We start from the raw sequence: 17,382 nt of genomic DNA on the forward strand, positions 1-17,382 counted from the left end.
CTCGGGCCTCGGGTGGCTCTCGGGACCCTGGCCTCCGGACCTCAGGTAGAGCTTTTGTGAATTGCGGCAGCATGTTGCCAAACCGGGGATATCTGCCACGGCTGGCAGCGGGCTCACAGTTTCGGGCCTATTGCGGCAACTATCCCCGGTTTGGCAGATATTCGCCGCAATTGTTCCGCGGGGAGGGCCTGCGCATCAACGAAAGCGCACGACAATAATGGCAACTATGGAAATTGCGGTTGTTGGCGCAGGCATCGCAGGATTGGCGGTAGCGGGCGGCCTGCTCAAGCGTGGGCACGACGTCACTATTTTTGAGGCGGACTCTAAGATCCGCGCAGGTGGCTCCGGCATCACGCTTGGGCCGAACGCACTGACCGCATTGGACTACCTCGGCTGCGGTGAGGATTTCCGAGCACTACAGCAAGCACAACCCAAGCTTTACGGCGGGCAACGCTCTCAAAACGGCAGGTGGTTGTCCAAGATCGCGCCAGAAATCACTACGCAGTCGCTCGCTTTGGATCGGGCGGAACTCCACGCGATACTGAAAAGGCACGCTGAGGGTGCGGGGTTGAGGGTTGGGGTGGAGGTGGTGGGCGTCGATAAGCAAAAAGGTGCCCTGACCACCAAAGATGGAAAAACCCATACCTTTGACCTGATTGTTGGGGCGGATGGAATCCGCAGTGCTGTGCGCGCGGCGTGGCCGGAGGACCCGGGAATCGAAGACGCAGGCTACGGTACGTGGCGAGGCATCAGCCCAAAGCCTTCGGAAGGCGCGGTCATGGCGTCGGAAAGCCTTGGGGTGAAGAAGCGGTTTGGCATTGTCCCGCTGCATGATGACCGCGTGTATTGGTTCGCTGTCCAGTCTCAAAGCCCCGACGAACAGCCACTTTCGCAGTTTGAGTCCTGGCACTCCCCCATCGCCGAGTTGATTGCTACCGCAGAGGAAGAACCACAGTTTCTGCCAATCCGTGAACTCGCGGGTGATCTGAACACCTACACACGCGGCAAGGTTGTGTTGATTGGAGACGCCGCGCATGCCATGACCCCTAACCTGGGCCAAGGCGCCTGCCAGGCGTTGGAGGATGCGGCGGTGCTTGTGGCGCAGCTGGCCAAACATGCTGATCTCAATAAAGCGTTGGGAGCCTTTGATGCTTCACGACGCCCACGTACCCAAACCTTCGCCCACCAGTCCCGCACCATCGGGAAAGCCCTGCATGCTGGCGGTCCGTTGGTAACGCGGTTCCGTAACACAATGCTGTGGTGCGTGCCTAATGCGCTACTGGCTATGCCGGTGGCAAAACTCGCGAGCTGGCGTGTGGAGTGAGTGTGGGATTCGTTGAGTGACCTTGGGTGTCGTTGGGCACCCGCAGAGGTCGGTTTTTGCCGTAGGGCATGGGAGACCTTCGGACCTCGGACTCTGGCCTAGGTCTCCGGACTCTGGCCTCCGGACCACGGGTAGTGCTTTTTTGAATTGCGGCAGCATGTTGCCAAACCGGGGATATCTGCCACGGCTGGCAGCTGGCCCACAGTTTCGGGCCTATTGCGGCAACTATCCCCGGTTTGGCAGATATTCGCCGCAATCGCTCTGCGGTATAGATGGCACCAACCACGAAAGCGGCCACACCACCGACACCAACAAAGGAGCCCACCCATGGACGAGCAGGCGAAACTTGAGCGCGTATTCAACTACCGCTTCGGCGACATTTACGCCAACTATCTGGCCAAAGTGGAGTGCAAAGGCCACACGCGCGAGGATCTGGATGACATCCTCGGGTGGTTCACCGGCCTCGATTCGGATGCGCTGGAGGCCGCCCATGACTTGTCGCTACGAGACTTCCTCAGCCAGATCTCCCTCCACCCCAACACGGACCTGATCACGGGCACGGTGTGTGGCGTGCGGGTCCAGGAGGTTGAAGATGTGTTGATGCAAAAGATCCGCAGGATGGACTTGCTTATCGACGAAATCGCCCGCGGCAAATCCCCCACCCACATCAAGTGCTAAATCAAGTGCTAAATGCGTTCAGCCAACGCCAACACATGCTCTTTTGCATGAAGGGCAGAGACGGATTCGATCTGAAAATCCGACCAGTTTTGAGTGATCAGGTCAAAGGTTTCGTATTGTTCTCGTGTATTGGGCGGTGCATAGATGACTGAAACGGGAACGTTGTTCGGAAGCGTGATGGACTCGCCCCGGGAGTCGAGTTGGCCACCGTTCTTCCGTAGGTTGAACACTCGCATGGTCCAGGCGTCTACGCCTTGGAGCCGCCTCGGGTCAGGATCGATGTTGAACGGAACGGTTCGGACCAGCTCTTTAACCTCGTTGTCATCAATCAGAGCAAGATCCGTTCGGACGTTCACACCAGCAAACGTTGTGGTCGGTTGGCGACGCAGCAAGGCAGCGACCTGTGGAACGCCTTCGTATGCGCGCCACACTTTTTCTTGGAGTCTTTGCTGCGGAGTCTTGTGGGACGCAGGTGTGCTGCGGATATACATGCTGAACAAGTAGTCAACGACTTCGCCGAGCTCCATATCGACGGCCAAAGTGCGATCACTTTGAACCTCCACAAAGTTATTCCAACGCTGATTTGCGGTGTTCAGGAAAGTGCGGATCTCCGTGCTAGGTCCGAACTGGAGAATTGGCTGATCAGAAACGAGGGGGGTCAATTCTTCGCGAAGCGTATCCAGAACTGTACGTGCTGCCGTTTTGGCTGCGTCTGACATGCCGTTGGTGCGGAGGTCGCCGGTTGAAATGATTCGCGCCGCTGAGGCGCCGTCTTCGCCCTCTGCAACAACGCCGATCCCCTGCCGGTCTAATAACGACGGGTCATGCTGGAGAGTCAGCGTCCAGTAGCGGAATTTCATAGCACCTCCTTCAAACGTGCAGCATCTCTTGCCGAAGCCGCTCGATGGTGTACTCACGGCGGTCTAAGCAGTATTGCACCAAAATTTCTACCTGATGGTGTGGGACCTCCCATTCTTCAGGAATTGCACACAGAACGTCCACTTTGAGATCCGGACTCAACGAGGCAACCGCATCCAATGCTTCACACCAGAAATGTTTGGGGATAGCTTGTTGAGGGTGGCCAATCTCGGTTCGCCCATAGAGCTCTGATGACGGGGCTAATACCCACAAAGACTCGTCGGACCCGAACCACATCCCGTGGTCGACGGAATAAATACGCATGTCATCTGAGGTGTCATGAATAACCTGCAGGTCTTTGGCGTTGCAGAGTATCCACAAGGCAATCAGTCGGGGAATCCTCTCCTCATTGCCGTCTCGACGTGTGAAACGAATTTTTTCGGAAGCATCCCAAATGTCCGCGAAGTGAAATAGCTTCGACCCAAAAACCGGCAAGCTTTGAACTATGTTGGTTACGCCAGCCTGCCCAGGCGGGGTAGGCGTTCCTACAAGTTCGGGCGGAACATCAACGAGTGCCCAAGGCGCGACTGGTGCTCCTAAGGCATCTCCGATGACTGAACAAACAACCTCATTAATTGTGGATTGTGGCCCATGATCGTTCTGCAGTTGCTTGCACCAGTAGTAGTCACCGGAATCTGTAAGTGCAAGGAATGGACGGGTTCCGGTATTCGCAGTCTTTGTAACCGAAACTATCGCTGGTCTCGGTGTATCGTTTTGCAAATAAACTCCCCCTTACAGCCGGTGCCATTCACTTGTCGTGCATTCTCCATAAACGATAGTCGCTAAGTATGGCCGTTATCGGCCATTGTGGAAAGACACTGACACACCTCCCGCAAACCTCAGCAGTTCACCGCACAGGGCGAATGCCTATTTGACACAACCACACTCTGGAAAGCATGGTTCTGATTCCTCGGACCTCGGGTAGAGCTTTTTTGGATTGCGGCAGCATGTTGCCAAACCGGGGATAGCTGCCACGGCTGGCAGCGGGCTCACAGTTTCGGGCCTATTGCGGCAACTATCCCCGGTTTGGCAGATATTCGCCGCAATTGCTTTGAGGAACCACCCGCATCAAGCGCTAACCCTGACACAGCCCACCCGCACCTCCGTTGCCCCGTAGGCCTACCCGATGACAGGGCCTAGCATTAACCGCAAACTGCAAAACCGAAACTGCAAAGCTAGGAAAAGTGCAAAAGTTAGCGCGCAAAGTGCAACTTAAACTTGCAAAATTGCCTATTTGGCAAGTTTAAAAGTGGAAAAGATGCAGGTAGGCAAGGTTGTAAAGTGTAAACACAAAGTGGCAATAAAGTGCTAAAAAGTGTTAAAGCAGCTCACGCATCTGCACTCTAAACAGCTACAAGCAACTACCGTGCAGCGTTCGCCAACGCACCGTTGGGGTTGTACGGGCTGAAGAACCCATACAGTCCGAGGAGGATAGCGCCGATGACAAGAAGTCCGATGACGCTTCCGGCTTCGCTGCTGGCGTCAGTCTTCTTTTTCATGAGTGACATCGTATGACGCTCGGACGCCACCCTCTGCAAAACAGGGAAATAGATTCCAAAGATCTTCGCCCTTTCCGGCAAACCGCCAAACTTACGGCCATAAATTTGGTTGTTTGTGCCTTCTCGTGAGCATCACTCGCGACCTTGAACCTGCCCATGCTCCCAGTTGTCATCTGGCGCACTAGCACACAACGCAAAAATCGCGGTGAGTAGAGACAATCGACCTGTACAAGCGCCGGCCCAAAATCATTGTCTGCTAGTGGCGCACCCAGGGATGCGTCCGAGGCACACACCCAGATCCGCTCCCAGTAGCCCGGCCCGATCCAGGATCTCCCGCTTAGTCCCCGAACCTGACAATCACCTGTCAGCCAATGCAACTATCCCCGGTTTGGCAACATGCTGCCACAATTCCAAAAAGCTCCTCCAGCACCCCGGCCCCCAGCACCACACAGCCCAAAACTCCAGCCGACCTCAACCCCAGATCGCAGTGAATGCTTCCTGCGCGAGCGCCCACTCAAGCGACACTCGCTCCTGCTCAAGCCTCCGGTTGCCGCGTGTGATCAGGAGGCGTCGCGCGTTTTCTTCCTCCTCGGTAAGGAAAGGTAGGTGTCGGGTGGCGTCGCCGGGATCATCAACTGATAGGTGCAGAAACTTCGCAACGGTCACGCTATCCATCGCAACGCTTTCAACACAGCCGAATTCAGCGTCCGCACCGCTGGCGCCATCAGCACCGGCGCTCATGTGGCTGCGCAGTGCGTTCAGAATGGCGTAGCCATCCGCATCCGCATCGCCCCAGTACAGCACCTTGCCGCCGCGGACCCAGTCAAGGGAAGCTAATTGCGCTCCGCTGTAGCCCGCGCCGAACACCAACACGGCGTTAGAACCAACAGGCGCTTGCGGCAGCGCAAGGAACGTCTCTTTGTTCTCCACAATCACAACCGTCAGGCCCAAAGGAAGCGGCAAGGCGTTAAACGGAACTGCGATGTCAAGAAGATTCGGTGTGGGGGCCAAAGAGGGGTCGAGGAAGCGGAGGCGGAGGGTGGCGTCGGTAAGCGAAAGGCCCAAAGTGGCCAGACCGAGCGGCTTGAGCAAACGCAACAGGAGGCTCTGGTGGCTCTCGACCCATTTGGTGTCAACGCCTTCAACGGGCACGGCGCGCGGGCGCAGACCGGAAGCGGGGTGCGTATACATCCAGGTCAGAGTGTTGGTAAGGCGGGTGAAGTCCAAATTGTCCAGCGACAGCCAAGTGGAGTGAGTGCGCGCAACGGTCACACGAAAGCCGGGGAAGCCCGGCGAACACGGGAACAATCCCACAAGTTCAGCAAACCGGGAGCGCGCCAACGCCAACGCTGAAGACTGCCCGGTGAGCTCCGCAACCCGCTCCCAACTGCCAATATGCACACGCGCCGGGACCCGCTGCTGCCCTAGGTGCGCCCAGCGGCGAGTAACCCACTCCACCTCCACCTGGGGCTCATATGCCTGCCAGGCGCGAACGAACTCGGTTGCCACTAAGGGCTCCGCTAGCACTTTCTTCGCGGTTGGCGGGTGCAGCGGGATCGACTCGGGCAGCGCCGAACCCAAAAGCGCACGCTCAATGTCAAGGCGCAACGGAAGCTGGTCGGGTAAACGCATCAGAAACTGACCAACCTGCTAACCACCGTGAGTGTCAATGAATTCGAACGTGGAGCGCGCCTGTGGCGTTTCGGCGTAGTTGACCACAATCGTGCCGTCCACATAGGGCGATAGTGTCTTGATCAGCTTCATCGGAGTCGCCAGAATCATGTGGAAACCGAAGCGGGTGAACACGTCCATAGCGGTGCGGGTAAAGGTGGGGTCGGCGCGATCGAAGGCCTCATCAAGCACAACGGTGGCGTATGTGGGAACGTCCGCATCCACCCCGGCGAGGCGGTAGCGCAGCGCCGCAGCCAGGCAAAAGAATACAAGTTTCTGCGCCTGCCCGCCGGAGAGTGACGCGGAGTCAACGTGGGTGTTGTACACCTCACCGTCGGCATCAATTTCGTTGCCCACAAACTTCACGTGGCGGCGGGTGTCCAGGACGAGGTTGCGCCAGCGGGTATCGGCACGCTCCGAGGAGGCGAGGCGGTCCATGATTTTCGCCAGCCGATGGTAGCGCGCAATCGCTTCGGTTTCGTCGGCTGCGCTCAAACTGCCGGCGGTGGCTTCTCGCAGGTCCTGCTGGAATTCGCGAACTTCAGGACCGCGGTTGTCGCGGACCTCAATCTGCAGATACCGCCCGCCGCCCTCGGGGGTGTATTTCGAGCGCATCAGCGAAGCATTGATCGGGCCCAGGTTGGTTTCAATGTCACCCTTCGCCCGCGCGAGCTGCGTGGAGATGTGGCTGAGGTGCATGACGGATTGGCCGTTGAGCAGCTCCAGGAACCGGCCGCGGAACTCCGGCAGGCGGTCCGCACGGAGCGCTTCCAGGCGGTTGATGGCCTCACCCGCAAACTCCGGCTCGGCACGCAGCTCCGCCGATTCAGAGGGCCACCCGGCCAGGTAGCTGGTCAAAATGTTGCCAATCTTTGTGTTTGCACTGGTGATCACTTGCGCGTTGTGTTTGATGGTGGCGTCGAGTTCGGACTGCACCTCGTCTGCAAGCGAACCGATGTTCTCGCGCGTTAGCCGCCGCTTACGGCTTTTCAGCTTGGCCTCCAGCTCATCAAACAGCGCCTGGTCCACCGCAACGCTGGCGCGCTCAACCTCCGCCAGCCGCGCCTGATCTGCGGCAATGCTGGTCTCCGCGACGGTGATCTGCCGCTGCACCTCACGCAGCTCCTCCTCGGTGGCCTGCAGGCTGTCACACGCGTCCTCGTAGGCACGGCTCAGCTCGCGCACCTCGGGTGAGGAGGTCACAAGCTCCAGCTCAGCTTGCAGTTGAGCCAGTTGCTTCTCGACGCCCACGTAATCCACCTCGACCCACCCCGTCGAAGCAATTAATTTCACCTGATCCAGGCGATGCTGCAAGCTCACGCGCTTTCGTTGCAGCTCTCGCTCCCGGTTGTGGGCAGCAGTTGTTGCCTGGCGCGCTTCTTTCAACGACCCACGCAGCAATTCCACCTTCTTGTTGTTGGAGGAGCCCAAACGGTAATCACGATGCTGCCCAAGCGGGCGGCGATCGTCCTTGATATAGCGGGTGGACCTTGTGCGGTCGCGGACGTTGCGCTCCAAACCGTCGATAGTCGCCGCGCGCTGCGTCTGCTGCTCCAGCTCCTCAACGGTGCGCACCAGCGCGTAATCAAACGTGCTGGTCAGCATCTGTTCCAGCCAGGGGCGCATTGGACTGTCCACCACCGCGACTTTGTGAAACAAGCTGGCTGAGTTCTTTGGCCGTCTCGGCGGGGTCGCACCCGCCGGCACCGTGCGGTACTCCAACCTGCGGCCAAGCCGGCAGCTATTGACCCAACTGTTCACCGCGCGCTCATGCTCCTCCGGCACCAGCAGCGTGATGGCAAAGTTGGACAACAGGCGCTGGATCACCGGCTCCCACTCCTCCTCCTGCTTCAACACGTCAATCAGCTCACCCACAAAGGGCAGCCCCTGCGTTGTCAGGTTGATGTCCGCGCACATCTGCGCGCGCAGATCAATGAATCCCTGGTCGATGTTGCTGGAACGCGCACTTAAGCCCTCAAGCTCCTGCTGGATTGCGCGCTCCTGCTGCTCGCACTGCTGTTTCTGTGCGCGGGCGTCGGACCACGTTGCGTCAAGTAGCTCGCGTTCTGCGGGTGCCTCTTCAATCTCACGGCGAGCTTGCGCTTTGAGTTCCGCAAAGGTTTCCGTGGTTAGCTCGTCCACGCCCAGGATCCGCTGCAGCTCTTTCGCCTTCGCCGTACGCGCAGCAAGCTCTTGCTCCTCCCGTTGGATGCGCTGGCGAAGCGGCGTCACAGCGTCACCGGTCAGCCCCTCCAACTTCGCGTACGCGCGCTGCACCGCCTCCTGTTGTGCTTGTTTGCGCTGGGTAAGTGAGCTTTCTTGCACCTTGACAGCTTCGCGTTGGGCTTGGTGGGTCGTGATGGCGTCGCGAAGCTCGGCAGCCTCAATCGCCCTGCGTACAGACGGCAACGCTGCCGCCAGCGCCTCCGCATGCCCGCGCGTAGCCTGCGCCTCTTCTAACGACGCCTGCAACCCCGGCAATGGCGCCAACGCCTCAATCTGGCGGTTCAGATCTTCCAGACGCTCGTAGGCATAGCGCAGATCACCATGCGTAGCCACCGCCTCCCTGGCCAGGTCGAACGTGATGGGCTGCTCCAGCATGTAATCACGAAACAGCTCATCCATACTGCTCAAAGACTTCGCCGACTGCGTACGGTGCAGCAGCATCTGGGCGTCCTCACTATCAATGCCCAGGCGCGCACGGAAACGGTTGGCAAACACCGAATACTGATCTGTAAACGTGACGCCGTTGCTCGGCGTCTTGAACTTCTGCTCAAGCTTGCGCTTATCCAGCGAGTTCACCAGGTGCGGCATGAACGCATCAACGTCCACCTCGTCCGGGAAGATGCCGTAAAGCGTCCGCACCTGGGCCTCGGAGTTTTGCCCTGCGTTGAGACGAAAAATTGCCACCAACGTATACGTCTCGCTTGGGCTGTGATACGTCATTGCAACCACCGTCGCGGTTGCACCTTCGCGCAGGTACTGACTGCGGATCTCACCAGTAGTGGGGTCCTCGCTCCTGCGCCACGCGCCACGAATGTACGACACCCTGCTACGACCTTTATCGCGCGTGCTGTCCTGCTGCGCCGCCGCGTTGTAACGGATCTTGGACTGGGGAACCAGGATGGTCGAAAACGCATCAATCAGCGTGGACTTACCCGAGCCCGACGCACCCGTGATCAAAAAACCCTTTTGCCCCACCGGAATGTCAAAGTAGCCGTGGAACGTTCCCCAGTTCACAAGCTGAACTCGTGCCAACTTGAATTGTTCGGTCACTGCTCTTCTCCCTCGGGTTCATTGCCAGCGTTGGCTCCAGCTAGCCGTAGGTACTCCTCGCGCAGCGCGTACACCGTATCCGCATCAAAAATGTGGCGAAGAACTGGGGAGACCACGTAGCGCCCTTCCGTTTCTGTCTCCGTGAGCAGGCTGTACTTGTTCTTGATGGCGTTGATCGCCGCATCAAAACGACGCTTAAACCCAGCCTCATCACGGTTATCCACCGCCCGGACATACCCGATCGCCGTGTAGAGCTCATCTTCACCAACCACCACGCGCTCCCCCGGCGTACTCATACCCAGTTCGTGGCGAAGCTGCAGCAAAACCGCCGTCTGCAGGTGCGTCAAGGAATCCGTACGCAACACCGGCGGGACATGCACGTCGTCGTTGTCGGGGCGAACGTGGCGGGTAAACGCAATGCCGGCTTCCTCATCAATCACCAGCTCCAAAAACACGTCATGCAGCCAGCTGCGCAACGCCTCCTTGTCGCTCAAAATGGCGTTCCACGTGTCCTTCTTGCGGTCCGCGCTAATCAGCGGACCCTTCAACAAATCCACCAACGCGCGCCGGGACTCATACGATAACGTCCCCGTATCTCCACTCCACAGTGCTTCCGTCATCGCATTTCCTCCACTGATGTGGTGTCGAAGGTGAACAGAGGCAACGTCGCTAAGCGAACTGCCCCATCGTCCTCCTCAAAACGAACCGATTCCCTGCCATCAAGCTGCACCCCGAACCGCATGGCCAAATAAACCAAACCCACAACCGAGGCCAACCCCTGCGTCGCCGGATGGTGCTCCAATACATCCGCAATAGAAGGTTTGCCTAGCTCAGCAACCGCATCAGCAACAGCGGCGGACAGCTCCTCAAGATCAATTTCAGACTCGCGCACCAGCTCAAGCAACGCCTCCGCATCCCCCTCACTGGCCTCAAAACGCTCCACATCCGACGTAATCACCTCCGCCCCCGGATCCGCCAACTTCATTTGCGCAACAGAACTGACCGCCATACCAATACGCTGCAACGGAGTTTCCATCCGCTTGGTTGGCGACAACTCCTCAGCCTCCGCCGCCTCCGCCGCAAGCCTGCGCGTATCGCGCAACAGCTCAATCATCCGACGATCCTCAGCAAACTGCTCACTGGAAACATAATTACGCAAATTGCGCGCAAGGCGGGTCATCATGCGGTTGACCTCATAACCAGCGTCTTCAAGATTGCGGAACAGATTCCTAAACTGCGAACGCGTCTTGGAATCCATCACCTCCGGACCAACCCGCTGAAGAATCTCCCCAATCCATGACTCCACCCACGCGCCATGCTCCGAATCCACAACCAGCCGATAAAACCCGTTGAAGCTGCGCCCCGCATCCGACTCCGAAATCACGTCCACGCCCGCGAAAATCTCCGCTAGCACATCACCGCGACTGCCCTCCGGGTCCAGCAACTGCCTGCGCAAATCCAGATTCAGCACCTCCAACTGATGCCGCACACGCGCAAAATCACTCGGGATTGCAGAGGCCATGCCCAAAATATCGCCCACCCGCTCCTGCACACTCGCATCCGAAGGCAGCTCAAACACGCCGCGCTCCACATCTGCAATCATTTCGTCCACCCGATCACGCTGCCTCCGCAGGTGCTTCAGGCGCGTTGAAATGTCCGGGTCTGTGTCCCTTGCCAGGTCTTGGAGGGCATTGCTTATCGACGCCACCCTACTCGCCGTCACCGCCGAATACGGACCCCCAACCCGATCCATCATCTGCAGCGCAACCAGGCCGTCCTCGCTCGGCTCCAGCGTCTCACCCGTGACCTGAGTGCCAGATTTTCGAACGAGCCAGCCCGCTTTTACCCAGTCGTTGCAATACGACTGCGGACTCTTCGGCAGATCAAACGTGTCGCGCAGCAGCGCAAAGTCGGCCGCCATCAGCTCGTACACTTCCCCGGCGGGTCTTGGCTCGGCGCCGCGCGGGAAGTACTCCGCGATCATGGCGAGGACTACGGGCGCGTTGTCGGCGTGCAAGAGGCGCACCGCCGCCGACTGTTCTTTCTGACGCTTAAATGTCAGCGCCCGTGCCTGAAGAGCCATACGCCGATCCTATTTGCCGCGCAGTGCTAATGCACCTTGGGTAGATCGCGGATCCCGGACCCGGCCCAGGCCTTCAGGACCTCGGGTAGTGCTTTTTCGGATTGCGGCAGCATGTTGCCAAATCGGGGATATCTGCCACGGCTGGCAGCTGGATCACAGTTTCGGGCCTATTGCGGCAACTATCCCCGGTTTGGCGGATATTCGCCGCAATTCCAAAAAGCTCCCCCCAGCCACACAACTCCCCCAGCGCCACACAACCCGTAAAAGCCTCGGACCAACACGCTGATGTGGCCCACGCCTCGTATGGAACGTAAGGTGAGCCTGTTCAAGGCGAAAGCCGCACAAAAGTACCCAGAGAAAGAAGGTGACGCATGCAGATCGAAGTTGGTCTGGTGAGCTCAGTAGCGTTGACGCTCTTGCTGTTGTTGTTTGGCGCGTGGGCTGCGAGGAGCTGGAGAATCTTCAGCAGGTTCGCAATCCCGGGACCGGTGGTTGGCGGCTTCCTGTTCGCGCTTGTTGTGTTGGCGTTGCGTGAATGGGGCTCGATCGAGCTCACGATTGACACCACCCTGCAATCCCCAGCGATGTTGGCGTTCTTCACCACGATCGGTCTCGGTGCGTCGCTAAGCCTGATCAAAACTGGTGGCCGCGTCCTTGTGGTGTACCTGGTTGCGTGCTGGACTGTGGCAATTTTCCAGAACCTCGTCGGCATTGGTCTAGCGAAAGCGCTGGGGATCAACGAGTTGCTGGGCGTCATGGCTGGCGCGGTCTCGCTTGAAGGTGGTCACGGCGCAGCCGCAGCATTTGGTCCAACGGCCGAAGAGCTCGGCGCCCAGGGCGCGACTGCGGTAGCGATTGCTGCGGCAACGTTTGGCCTGATCGCAGGTTCGCTGATTGGCGGTCCGCTGGCCACGTGGTTGATTAAGCGGAATAAATTGGCCGTTGAAACGCGAGATATTGGTGATGTGCGGGAGCGCGGCGTGGACAACACGTCCGAGGTTAACGAGGGCTCAGTGGTTGCTACCGCGGCTGTGATCGGCGTGGTCGTAGTCATCGGTGTGTACCTGGGCAAGCTTTTCGGTGAGTGGACGGGCTACTCGCTGCCGGGTTACGTCGGTGCGATGTTGATCGCGATCATTCTGCGCAACATCAACGACGCCGCTGGCTGGGTGGAAATCCACGGCAAGACGCTGAAGCTGATTTCAGATGTGTCGCTGGGCTTCTTCCTGACTCAGGCCATGATGAGCCTGAAGATTTGGGATCTTTATGATCTCGCCCTGCCGCTGCTGGTCATCCTGTTGGTCCAGGTAGTTGTGCTTGTGGCGTTTGTGGCGCTGGTTGTGTTCCGCATTCTTGGCAAGAACTACGACGCCGCCGTGATCTGCGGCGGCATGATGGGCCACGGCCTCGGCGGCACCCCCAACGCGGTGGCCAACATGGATGCGGTTGGCCGCAAGCATGGTTTGCAGTCCAAGGTTGCGATGGTGGTGGTTCCACTTTCGGGTGCTGTGCTTATCGACGTCGTCGCGCTCCCCTGGATCGTCTTCTGCCTTAACTGGGTCGCCTAAGCCTCAACCGAGTATCTTCGCCCTTTCTGCCAAACCACCAAACTTAGGGCCATAAGTTTGGTGGTTTGTGTCTTCGTGCCAGCATCGCTGGTGCCTGTAAGTCCAGTTTTCGTCTAGGCGCTAGCACACAACGCAAAAACCGCGATGGGTAAAGACAACTGACCTGCACAAACGCAAGCCCAAAACCATTGTCTGCTAGTGGCGCACGCCGGGCAGCCCGTGTCCAACCTGCAAACCTGGCAATCACCTGTCAACCAATGCAACTATCCCCGGTTTGGCAACATGCTGCCGCAATTCAAAAAAGCTCCTCCATCGGTCACCCAGCTGTAAAACTTGTGACGTTCGGAGCGAACGCACCGATTCCGTTGAATCTGAAGCCCAATGCATCCTAGAGGCCTCAAAATCGGTGCGAGCATTCCGTTTCCGCTTGTTTGGCTGTACCGTTGTGGTCTGAAAGGGGCGGAATCGGTGTGAGCGTTCCGTCGGCAAGCAAGGCAATGCACGGCAAGCAAGGCAATGCAAGGAGGAGACACCGCATGGACGTCGGTGAGCTTGGGGCTTTTGTTCGGACTCAACGCAAGCGCGTCGGCCTGACGCAGGTAGATCTTGCGGACCTTGCGGGAGTGTCGGACCGCTTCCTGCGTGAGCTTGAAAAGGGCAAACCAACTGCTGAAGTGGGCAAGGTGATTACCGTGCTTTCCGCGCTTGGTTACGACTTGGAGCCGAAAGTCCACCGGGGTGATCTGCTGTGATTGTCGCTGGATCAAGCGCCTTATACCAACTTTGGTGGCGCGATTCCTCCGTTCTTTACCAATCTGTTGCCGGAGGGTCGGCGACTTTCAAGTCTCAAACGCACGGTAAAGGCCTCGTTGGACGATGAGTTGACGCTTCTTGCAGTTGGTGCGGACACGGTTGGGGATGTCGCGGTGGTTGCTCTTGGGCAGCGCTCGCGGCCCACCCCTGCAGTTATTGACCTGGATGGTGATCTGGACTTTTCACAGGCGCTTGCTGACGCTGGGATTATTGATCCGATCGCAGTCCCGGGGTGCAGGATAAAGCGTCGGCGCGCGCGGGATTTGCGACGCATCCTCGCCCGCCGCCGCCGACTCTGGTCCGAGGACCCCTTGGGGTAGCCCCCGAATCTGTCAACATGTGAGAACGGAAAGATGCAGAACTATTGCATCTTTCATGAAGCGAATTATGATGGGTGCATGCTTCTAGACTTCACGGTTGCGAACTTCCGCTCCATCTATCAGCCTGCCTCGCTGAACATGGTCGCTACCCGTGAGCAGCACTTACGTGATCGAAATCCAGCATTGGTGCAGCGTTACAAGAAGACAGTCAATCCCATAGCGGGCCTCTTTGGTGCGAATGCTGCGGGGAAGTCTAACTTCCTCAAAGCGATGCAAACGCTGAAGGAATTGATTTCGAATCCGCCGCGCCCGAACGAATCTATGCCGTACGATCCTTTTGCTTTGGATCGCTCCGCCTCTCAGCAGCCAACAACGTTTGAGCTGCTTTTTGAATGGGGCGGAATGATGTACGAGTACATCCTTTGTTATGACTCGAACTCTGTGGTTGAGGAATACCTGACCAAGCTGCTTTCTCGTACAGACCAAGAGATATTCGTCCGGGAGAGGGGCGTGTTTGCGTTCCCATATCTTGATTCGCAAGATGACGCTGCGGAAAAGGCGGCGGAAAAGGTGAGGACGCTGCTTGAAGCGGTACCGACAAAGGTGCCGTTGGCTTCGTATGTGGCGGAGGTGAACTTTGGCGGGGACGTTGATAAGCAAAAGCTCGAACCGCTGCTGGCAGTGAGCGAGTTCCTCAAGACAGTGCTGGTAGTGCCGGCGGGCGCAGTGGATGTAGCGTCGGAGCAATTCGGTGTTGGGGACTGGCAGGAAGCCATCACGCAGATCGACGCTGGCATTGCCGGTGTCCATGCAGAGGAAGTGGAACCCTCCGCAATGGGTGTGAGCGCTGAACTTTTGCGCGAATACCGGCAAGCTCTCGAACAGCACCCGGCCCCAATTGAGGCGGAAAATGAACACGGTCGATTCAGGGTAGCGCTGAATGGTGACAACCTGGTGGTCTACCGGATGACGCTGGAGCACGTTAACGGCACGAACACGCCCGTGCGTTTGAAGTGGGCCGATGAATCCGACGGCACGAAGGCTGCAGCACGCCTGCTGGAACTGGTTTCCGTCCTGGCGGACGGGGGAACGCACGGCGTGCTTATGGTTGATGAACTTGACCGTAGCTTTCACACCGAGCTATCCAGGGCGCTGATCAGAGGCTTCCTCAACACATGCGGGCCGGACAGCCGGGCGCAGCTGATTTTCACCACGCACGACCTGCTGCTTATGGACCCTCAGATGCTGCGTCGTGACGAAATCTGGCTCGTAGAAAAAGACCACCGCGGCCAGACCTCCGCAACCGCGCTTTCCGACTACGACGGTGCACGCAAGGACGCCGACCTCCGAAAAAGCTACCTCCAAGGGCGCTTCGGGGGTGTCCCCGCGCTGGAGCCGCTGGAGTTTGTGCATGGCTAGCCGGAGGAAAGGCGCTTCAGGTGCGCAGCGTCGCCGTGACAAGCTCGGGAGAAAAACCAACTCCGCTGGGACCCGGCAGATCCGTTCCTTGTTCGGCATTGTGGTCGAGGGAGAAACGGAGAAACGATACTTTGGCATGGAGTATTTCCATGAACCTTCAGTGAAAGTCATGGTGAACCCCGGCAAGCCTAATGATCCACCTGCCTTGGCGCGGGCAGCGGATGCCCTCATTGAAGAACTGAAACGGGGTGGGGAGCTGCGCAGCGGAGACCAGATTTGGGTAGTGCTCGATGCTGACGATTGGGCGGATGCCCAGCTTGAAGAAGTATTCCGATGGTCGCAAGAGCGGCGGGAAAAGGGGGACCGGGGGGTTGGCCTGTGTATTCCGCAGTTTGAATATTGGCTCCTTTTGCACTTTGAGGACGGCCGCGGCGTTGGTACGAAAGCCGAGGTGTTGCATCGATTAGAGCGCTATCTACCGGGGTACCGGAAGAATGTGCCTTTATTCTTTACGGAAGAGGACATCAAAGCTGCGGTAGGTCGTGCTCGGGCGCGCGTGCCGGAAGAGTTTTGCACCCTGGCAGATCTCGATGCTGCCATCGGACGAGGGACTGCGTCCACCACGGTGCATTTTCTTGTGGAGCGCATGGTGCAATCGCTTACCGACGCCCGCGCCCTCCCCCAATAACGCCCACGCCAACCCCCAACCCAGCCCGCGCACTGCTTGCCTGCTGCACGACGCATGCTGCTAGACGACAACGCAAAACCCGCCAAATGTATTCACACCTGACCTGGGGGTTTGGGGGCTGGAATTGAAAGTCGTCTAGCAGGATTTGGCCCAGGCCGCCCCAGGCTCGCCCAGCCCCAGGCTCGCCACCAACCTGGCAATCACCTGTCAACCAATGCAACTATCCCCGGTTTGGCAACATGCTGCCGCAATTCCAAAAAGCTCCCCCAGCCCCAAACCCAAGGCACAATGGACCCATGTCCTGCACCATCTTGTACTCCACCTACTACGGCTCAACCAGGCAGTACGCTGAAGCGCTGGCCAAGCAGCTCAACACCACCGCCCAACAGATCCCGGACGCACCCGCGCTCAACGGCCCTACGGTGATCCTTGCGCCGGCGCACGGCCCGCTGCATGACGGCGTGAAACTCATCAAACAGCTTGACCCCAACCAGGTCGAGCAAATCCCAATCGCCCTGGTCACCGTCGGGATGACCATTGATGAAGAAGTAGAAAAAGCCGACGCCACCGGCAAGCTCCTCGGCGGCCTCGCCCCGCACGTGAAGCGCTTCTACCTGCCTGGCCGCCTGAACTACTCGCAGCTCAACGTCCAGCACAAAGGCGTGATGCGCACGCTGATCACGGCGTTAAAGATCAAGCCGCGCAAGAGTGACAATGAGCGCAACATGATCGACACCTATGGCAAGGACGTCGACAGGGTTGACCTTGCACGCTTGGAGCCGATCGTCGATTGGGCCAACAAGCAGCAAGCAACCTAACGCGGCAAGTAGTAGCTGTTTAAGCCCCAAAGCGCGAACGGGAAGAAGATCATCGCGCCAATCAAACGGTGGCCAAAGAACGATGACAGGGCGAACAGACCCATCCGGGATATCTCCTGTTCCATATCCTCCGGCCAGGCGGCGGGGTTGAACCAGTTCAATGTCATAGAGGACAGTTCGGGGGCGCTGAAGCCGGGACGTGATTCGTTAGCAAGCGCAGGCGCCGACGTGGCGGCGACAAGGGAAACCGCAACAGCGGCGGCGATGGTACGGGTACGCATGCCTAGGAGTGTAAACGGTGCCGAGT

Annotated in this window: 16 protein-coding genes; 8 read left to right on the forward strand and 8 right to left on the reverse strand. The window is 58.4% G+C overall.

Annotated features, from left to right (window positions below):
• Positions 1 to 217 precede the first annotated feature (217 nt).
• Both AK829_RS10180 and AK829_RS10185 read left to right on the forward strand, forming a co-directional pair.
• The gene (locus AK829_RS10180; RefSeq protein ID WP_052205725.1) at positions 218 to 1,324 is read left to right on the forward strand and encodes an FAD-dependent monooxygenase; all 1,107 of its coding nucleotides are present in this window, start codon (positions 218 to 220) and stop codon (positions 1,322 to 1,324) included.
• A 327-nt stretch (positions 1,325 to 1,651) separates the two neighbouring features.
• Entirely contained in the window at positions 1,652 to 2,002 is a 351-nt protein-coding gene (locus AK829_RS10185) for a DUF2200 family protein (RefSeq protein WP_052205726.1), read from the forward strand.
• An 8-nt stretch (positions 2,003 to 2,010) separates the two neighbouring features.
• Here the strand turns inward: AK829_RS10185 and AK829_RS10190 are convergent, their stop codons facing one another.
• The 7 genes from AK829_RS10190 to AK829_RS10220 all read right to left on the reverse strand — a co-directional run bounded on the left by AK829_RS10190 (position 2,011) and on the right by AK829_RS10220 (position 11,449).
• Complete coding sequence (locus tag AK829_RS10190) at positions 2,011 to 2,862, reverse strand: hypothetical protein (protein WP_052205727.1); 852 nt, start codon at positions 2,860 to 2,862, stop codon at positions 2,011 to 2,013.
• A 10-nt stretch (positions 2,863 to 2,872) separates the two neighbouring features.
• Entirely contained in the window at positions 2,873 to 3,640 is a 768-nt protein-coding gene (locus AK829_RS12580) for a HipA family kinase (protein ID WP_157045352.1), read from the reverse strand.
• Positions 3,641 to 4,281: 641 nt separating this feature from the next.
• Positions 4,282 to 4,419, reverse strand: coding sequence for a hypothetical protein (locus tag AK829_RS12585; RefSeq protein ID WP_157045353.1), 138 nt, complete (start codon positions 4,417 to 4,419; stop codon positions 4,282 to 4,284).
• A gap of 471 nt (positions 4,420 to 4,890) precedes the next feature.
• On the reverse strand, positions 4,891 to 6,051 hold the full coding sequence (locus AK829_RS10205; RefSeq protein ID WP_052205730.1) for a DUF3322 domain-containing protein: 1,161 nt from the start codon (positions 6,049 to 6,051) through the stop codon (positions 4,891 to 4,893).
• An 18-nt stretch (positions 6,052 to 6,069) separates the two neighbouring features.
• Entirely contained in the window at positions 6,070 to 9,366 is a 3,297-nt protein-coding gene (locus AK829_RS10210; RefSeq protein WP_052205731.1) for an ATP-binding protein, read from the reverse strand.
• Positions 9,363 to 9,986: a DUF4194 domain-containing protein gene (locus AK829_RS10215; protein ID WP_052205732.1), complete on the reverse strand. Its 624-nt coding sequence runs from the start codon at positions 9,984 to 9,986 to the stop codon at positions 9,363 to 9,365. Before AK829_RS10215 ends, AK829_RS10210 begins: the two co-directional genes overlap by 4 nt.
• Positions 9,983 to 11,449, reverse strand: a complete 1,467-nt coding sequence (locus AK829_RS10220; RefSeq protein ID WP_052205733.1) for a DUF3375 domain-containing protein — start codon at positions 11,447 to 11,449, stop codon at positions 9,983 to 9,985. Before AK829_RS10220 ends, AK829_RS10215 begins: the two co-directional genes overlap by 4 nt.
• 371 nt (positions 11,450 to 11,820) lie before the next feature.
• On the opposite strand from AK829_RS10220, the gene gltS reads away from it, so the two are divergent.
• The 6 genes from gltS to AK829_RS10250 all read left to right on the forward strand — a co-directional run bounded on the left by gltS (position 11,821) and on the right by AK829_RS10250 (position 17,075).
• Positions 11,821 to 13,017 carry a sodium/glutamate symporter gene (gltS, locus tag AK829_RS10225; RefSeq protein WP_052205734.1) on the forward strand — a complete coding sequence of 399 codons (1,197 nt, stop codon included), beginning with the start codon at positions 11,821 to 11,823 and terminating at the stop codon, positions 13,015 to 13,017.
• Between the two features lie 470 nt (positions 13,018 to 13,487).
• A complete protein-coding gene (locus tag AK829_RS10230) occupies positions 13,488 to 13,769 on the forward strand; it encodes a helix-turn-helix transcriptional regulator (RefSeq protein ID WP_232305729.1) in 282 nt (93 codons plus the stop codon).
• A complete protein-coding gene (locus AK829_RS12830; RefSeq protein WP_052205736.1) occupies positions 13,770 to 14,150 on the forward strand; it encodes a HipA N-terminal domain-containing protein in 381 nt (126 codons plus the stop codon).
• A 78-nt stretch (positions 14,151 to 14,228) separates the two neighbouring features.
• The gene (locus AK829_RS10240; protein WP_052205737.1) at positions 14,229 to 15,569 is read left to right on the forward strand and encodes an AAA family ATPase; all 1,341 of its coding nucleotides are present in this window, start codon (positions 14,229 to 14,231) and stop codon (positions 15,567 to 15,569) included.
• Positions 15,562 to 16,257 (forward strand): RloB family protein, encoded by a 696-nt coding sequence (locus AK829_RS10245; protein WP_052205738.1) that lies wholly within the window; start codon positions 15,562 to 15,564, stop codon positions 16,255 to 16,257. Before AK829_RS10240 ends, AK829_RS10245 begins: the two co-directional genes overlap by 8 nt.
• A gap of 296 nt (positions 16,258 to 16,553) precedes the next feature.
• Positions 16,554 to 17,075 carry a flavodoxin domain-containing protein gene (locus AK829_RS10250; protein ID WP_052205739.1) on the forward strand — a complete coding sequence of 174 codons (522 nt, stop codon included), beginning with the start codon at positions 16,554 to 16,556 and terminating at the stop codon, positions 17,073 to 17,075.
• On the opposite strand, the gene AK829_RS10255 is transcribed toward AK829_RS10250, so the two are convergent.
• Positions 17,072 to 17,356 (reverse strand): hypothetical protein, encoded by a 285-nt coding sequence (locus tag AK829_RS10255; protein WP_052205740.1) that lies wholly within the window; start codon positions 17,354 to 17,356, stop codon positions 17,072 to 17,074. The genes AK829_RS10250 and AK829_RS10255 overlap by 4 nt on opposite strands.
• Positions 17,357 to 17,382 lie beyond the last annotated feature (26 nt).

Origin of the sequence: Corynebacterium riegelii, assembly GCF_001263755.1 — a bacterium.
Classification (GTDB): Bacteria; Actinomycetota; Actinomycetes; order Mycobacteriales; family Mycobacteriaceae; genus Corynebacterium; species Corynebacterium riegelii.

What these genes read in the sequence shown, in the direction of transcription:
- AK829_RS10190 (WP_052205727.1), bottom strand. Translation starts at nt 2,862, where the DNA reads ATGAAATTCCGCTACTGGACGCTGACTCTCCAGCATGACCCGTCGTTA.
- AK829_RS10215 (WP_052205732.1), bottom strand. Translation starts at nt 9,986, where the DNA reads ATGACGGAAGCACTGTGGAGTGGAGATACGGGGACGTTATCGTATGAG.
- AK829_RS10205 (WP_052205730.1), bottom strand. Translation starts at nt 6,051, where the DNA reads ATGCGTTTACCCGACCAGCTTCCGTTGCGCCTTGACATTGAGCGTGCG.
- AK829_RS10180 (WP_052205725.1), top strand. Translation starts at nt 218, where the DNA reads ATGGCAACTATGGAAATTGCGGTTGTTGGCGCAGGCATCGCAGGATTG.
- AK829_RS10245 (WP_052205738.1), top strand. Translation starts at nt 15,562, where the DNA reads ATGGCTAGCCGGAGGAAAGGCGCTTCAGGTGCGCAGCGTCGCCGTGAC.
- gltS (WP_052205734.1), top strand. Translation starts at nt 11,821, where the DNA reads ATGCAGATCGAAGTTGGTCTGGTGAGCTCAGTAGCGTTGACGCTCTTG.
- AK829_RS10250 (WP_052205739.1), top strand. Translation starts at nt 16,554, where the DNA reads ATGTCCTGCACCATCTTGTACTCCACCTACTACGGCTCAACCAGGCAG.
- AK829_RS12585 (WP_157045353.1), bottom strand. Translation starts at nt 4,419, where the DNA reads ATGAAAAAGAAGACTGACGCCAGCAGCGAAGCCGGAAGCGTCATCGGA.
- AK829_RS10220 (WP_052205733.1), bottom strand. Translation starts at nt 11,449, where the DNA reads ATGGCTCTTCAGGCACGGGCGCTGACATTTAAGCGTCAGAAAGAACAG.
- AK829_RS10240 (WP_052205737.1), top strand. Translation starts at nt 14,229, where the DNA reads ATGCTTCTAGACTTCACGGTTGCGAACTTCCGCTCCATCTATCAGCCT.
- AK829_RS10185 (WP_052205726.1), top strand. Translation starts at nt 1,652, where the DNA reads ATGGACGAGCAGGCGAAACTTGAGCGCGTATTCAACTACCGCTTCGGC.
- AK829_RS10255 (WP_052205740.1), bottom strand. Translation starts at nt 17,356, where the DNA reads ATGCGTACCCGTACCATCGCCGCCGCTGTTGCGGTTTCCCTTGTCGCC.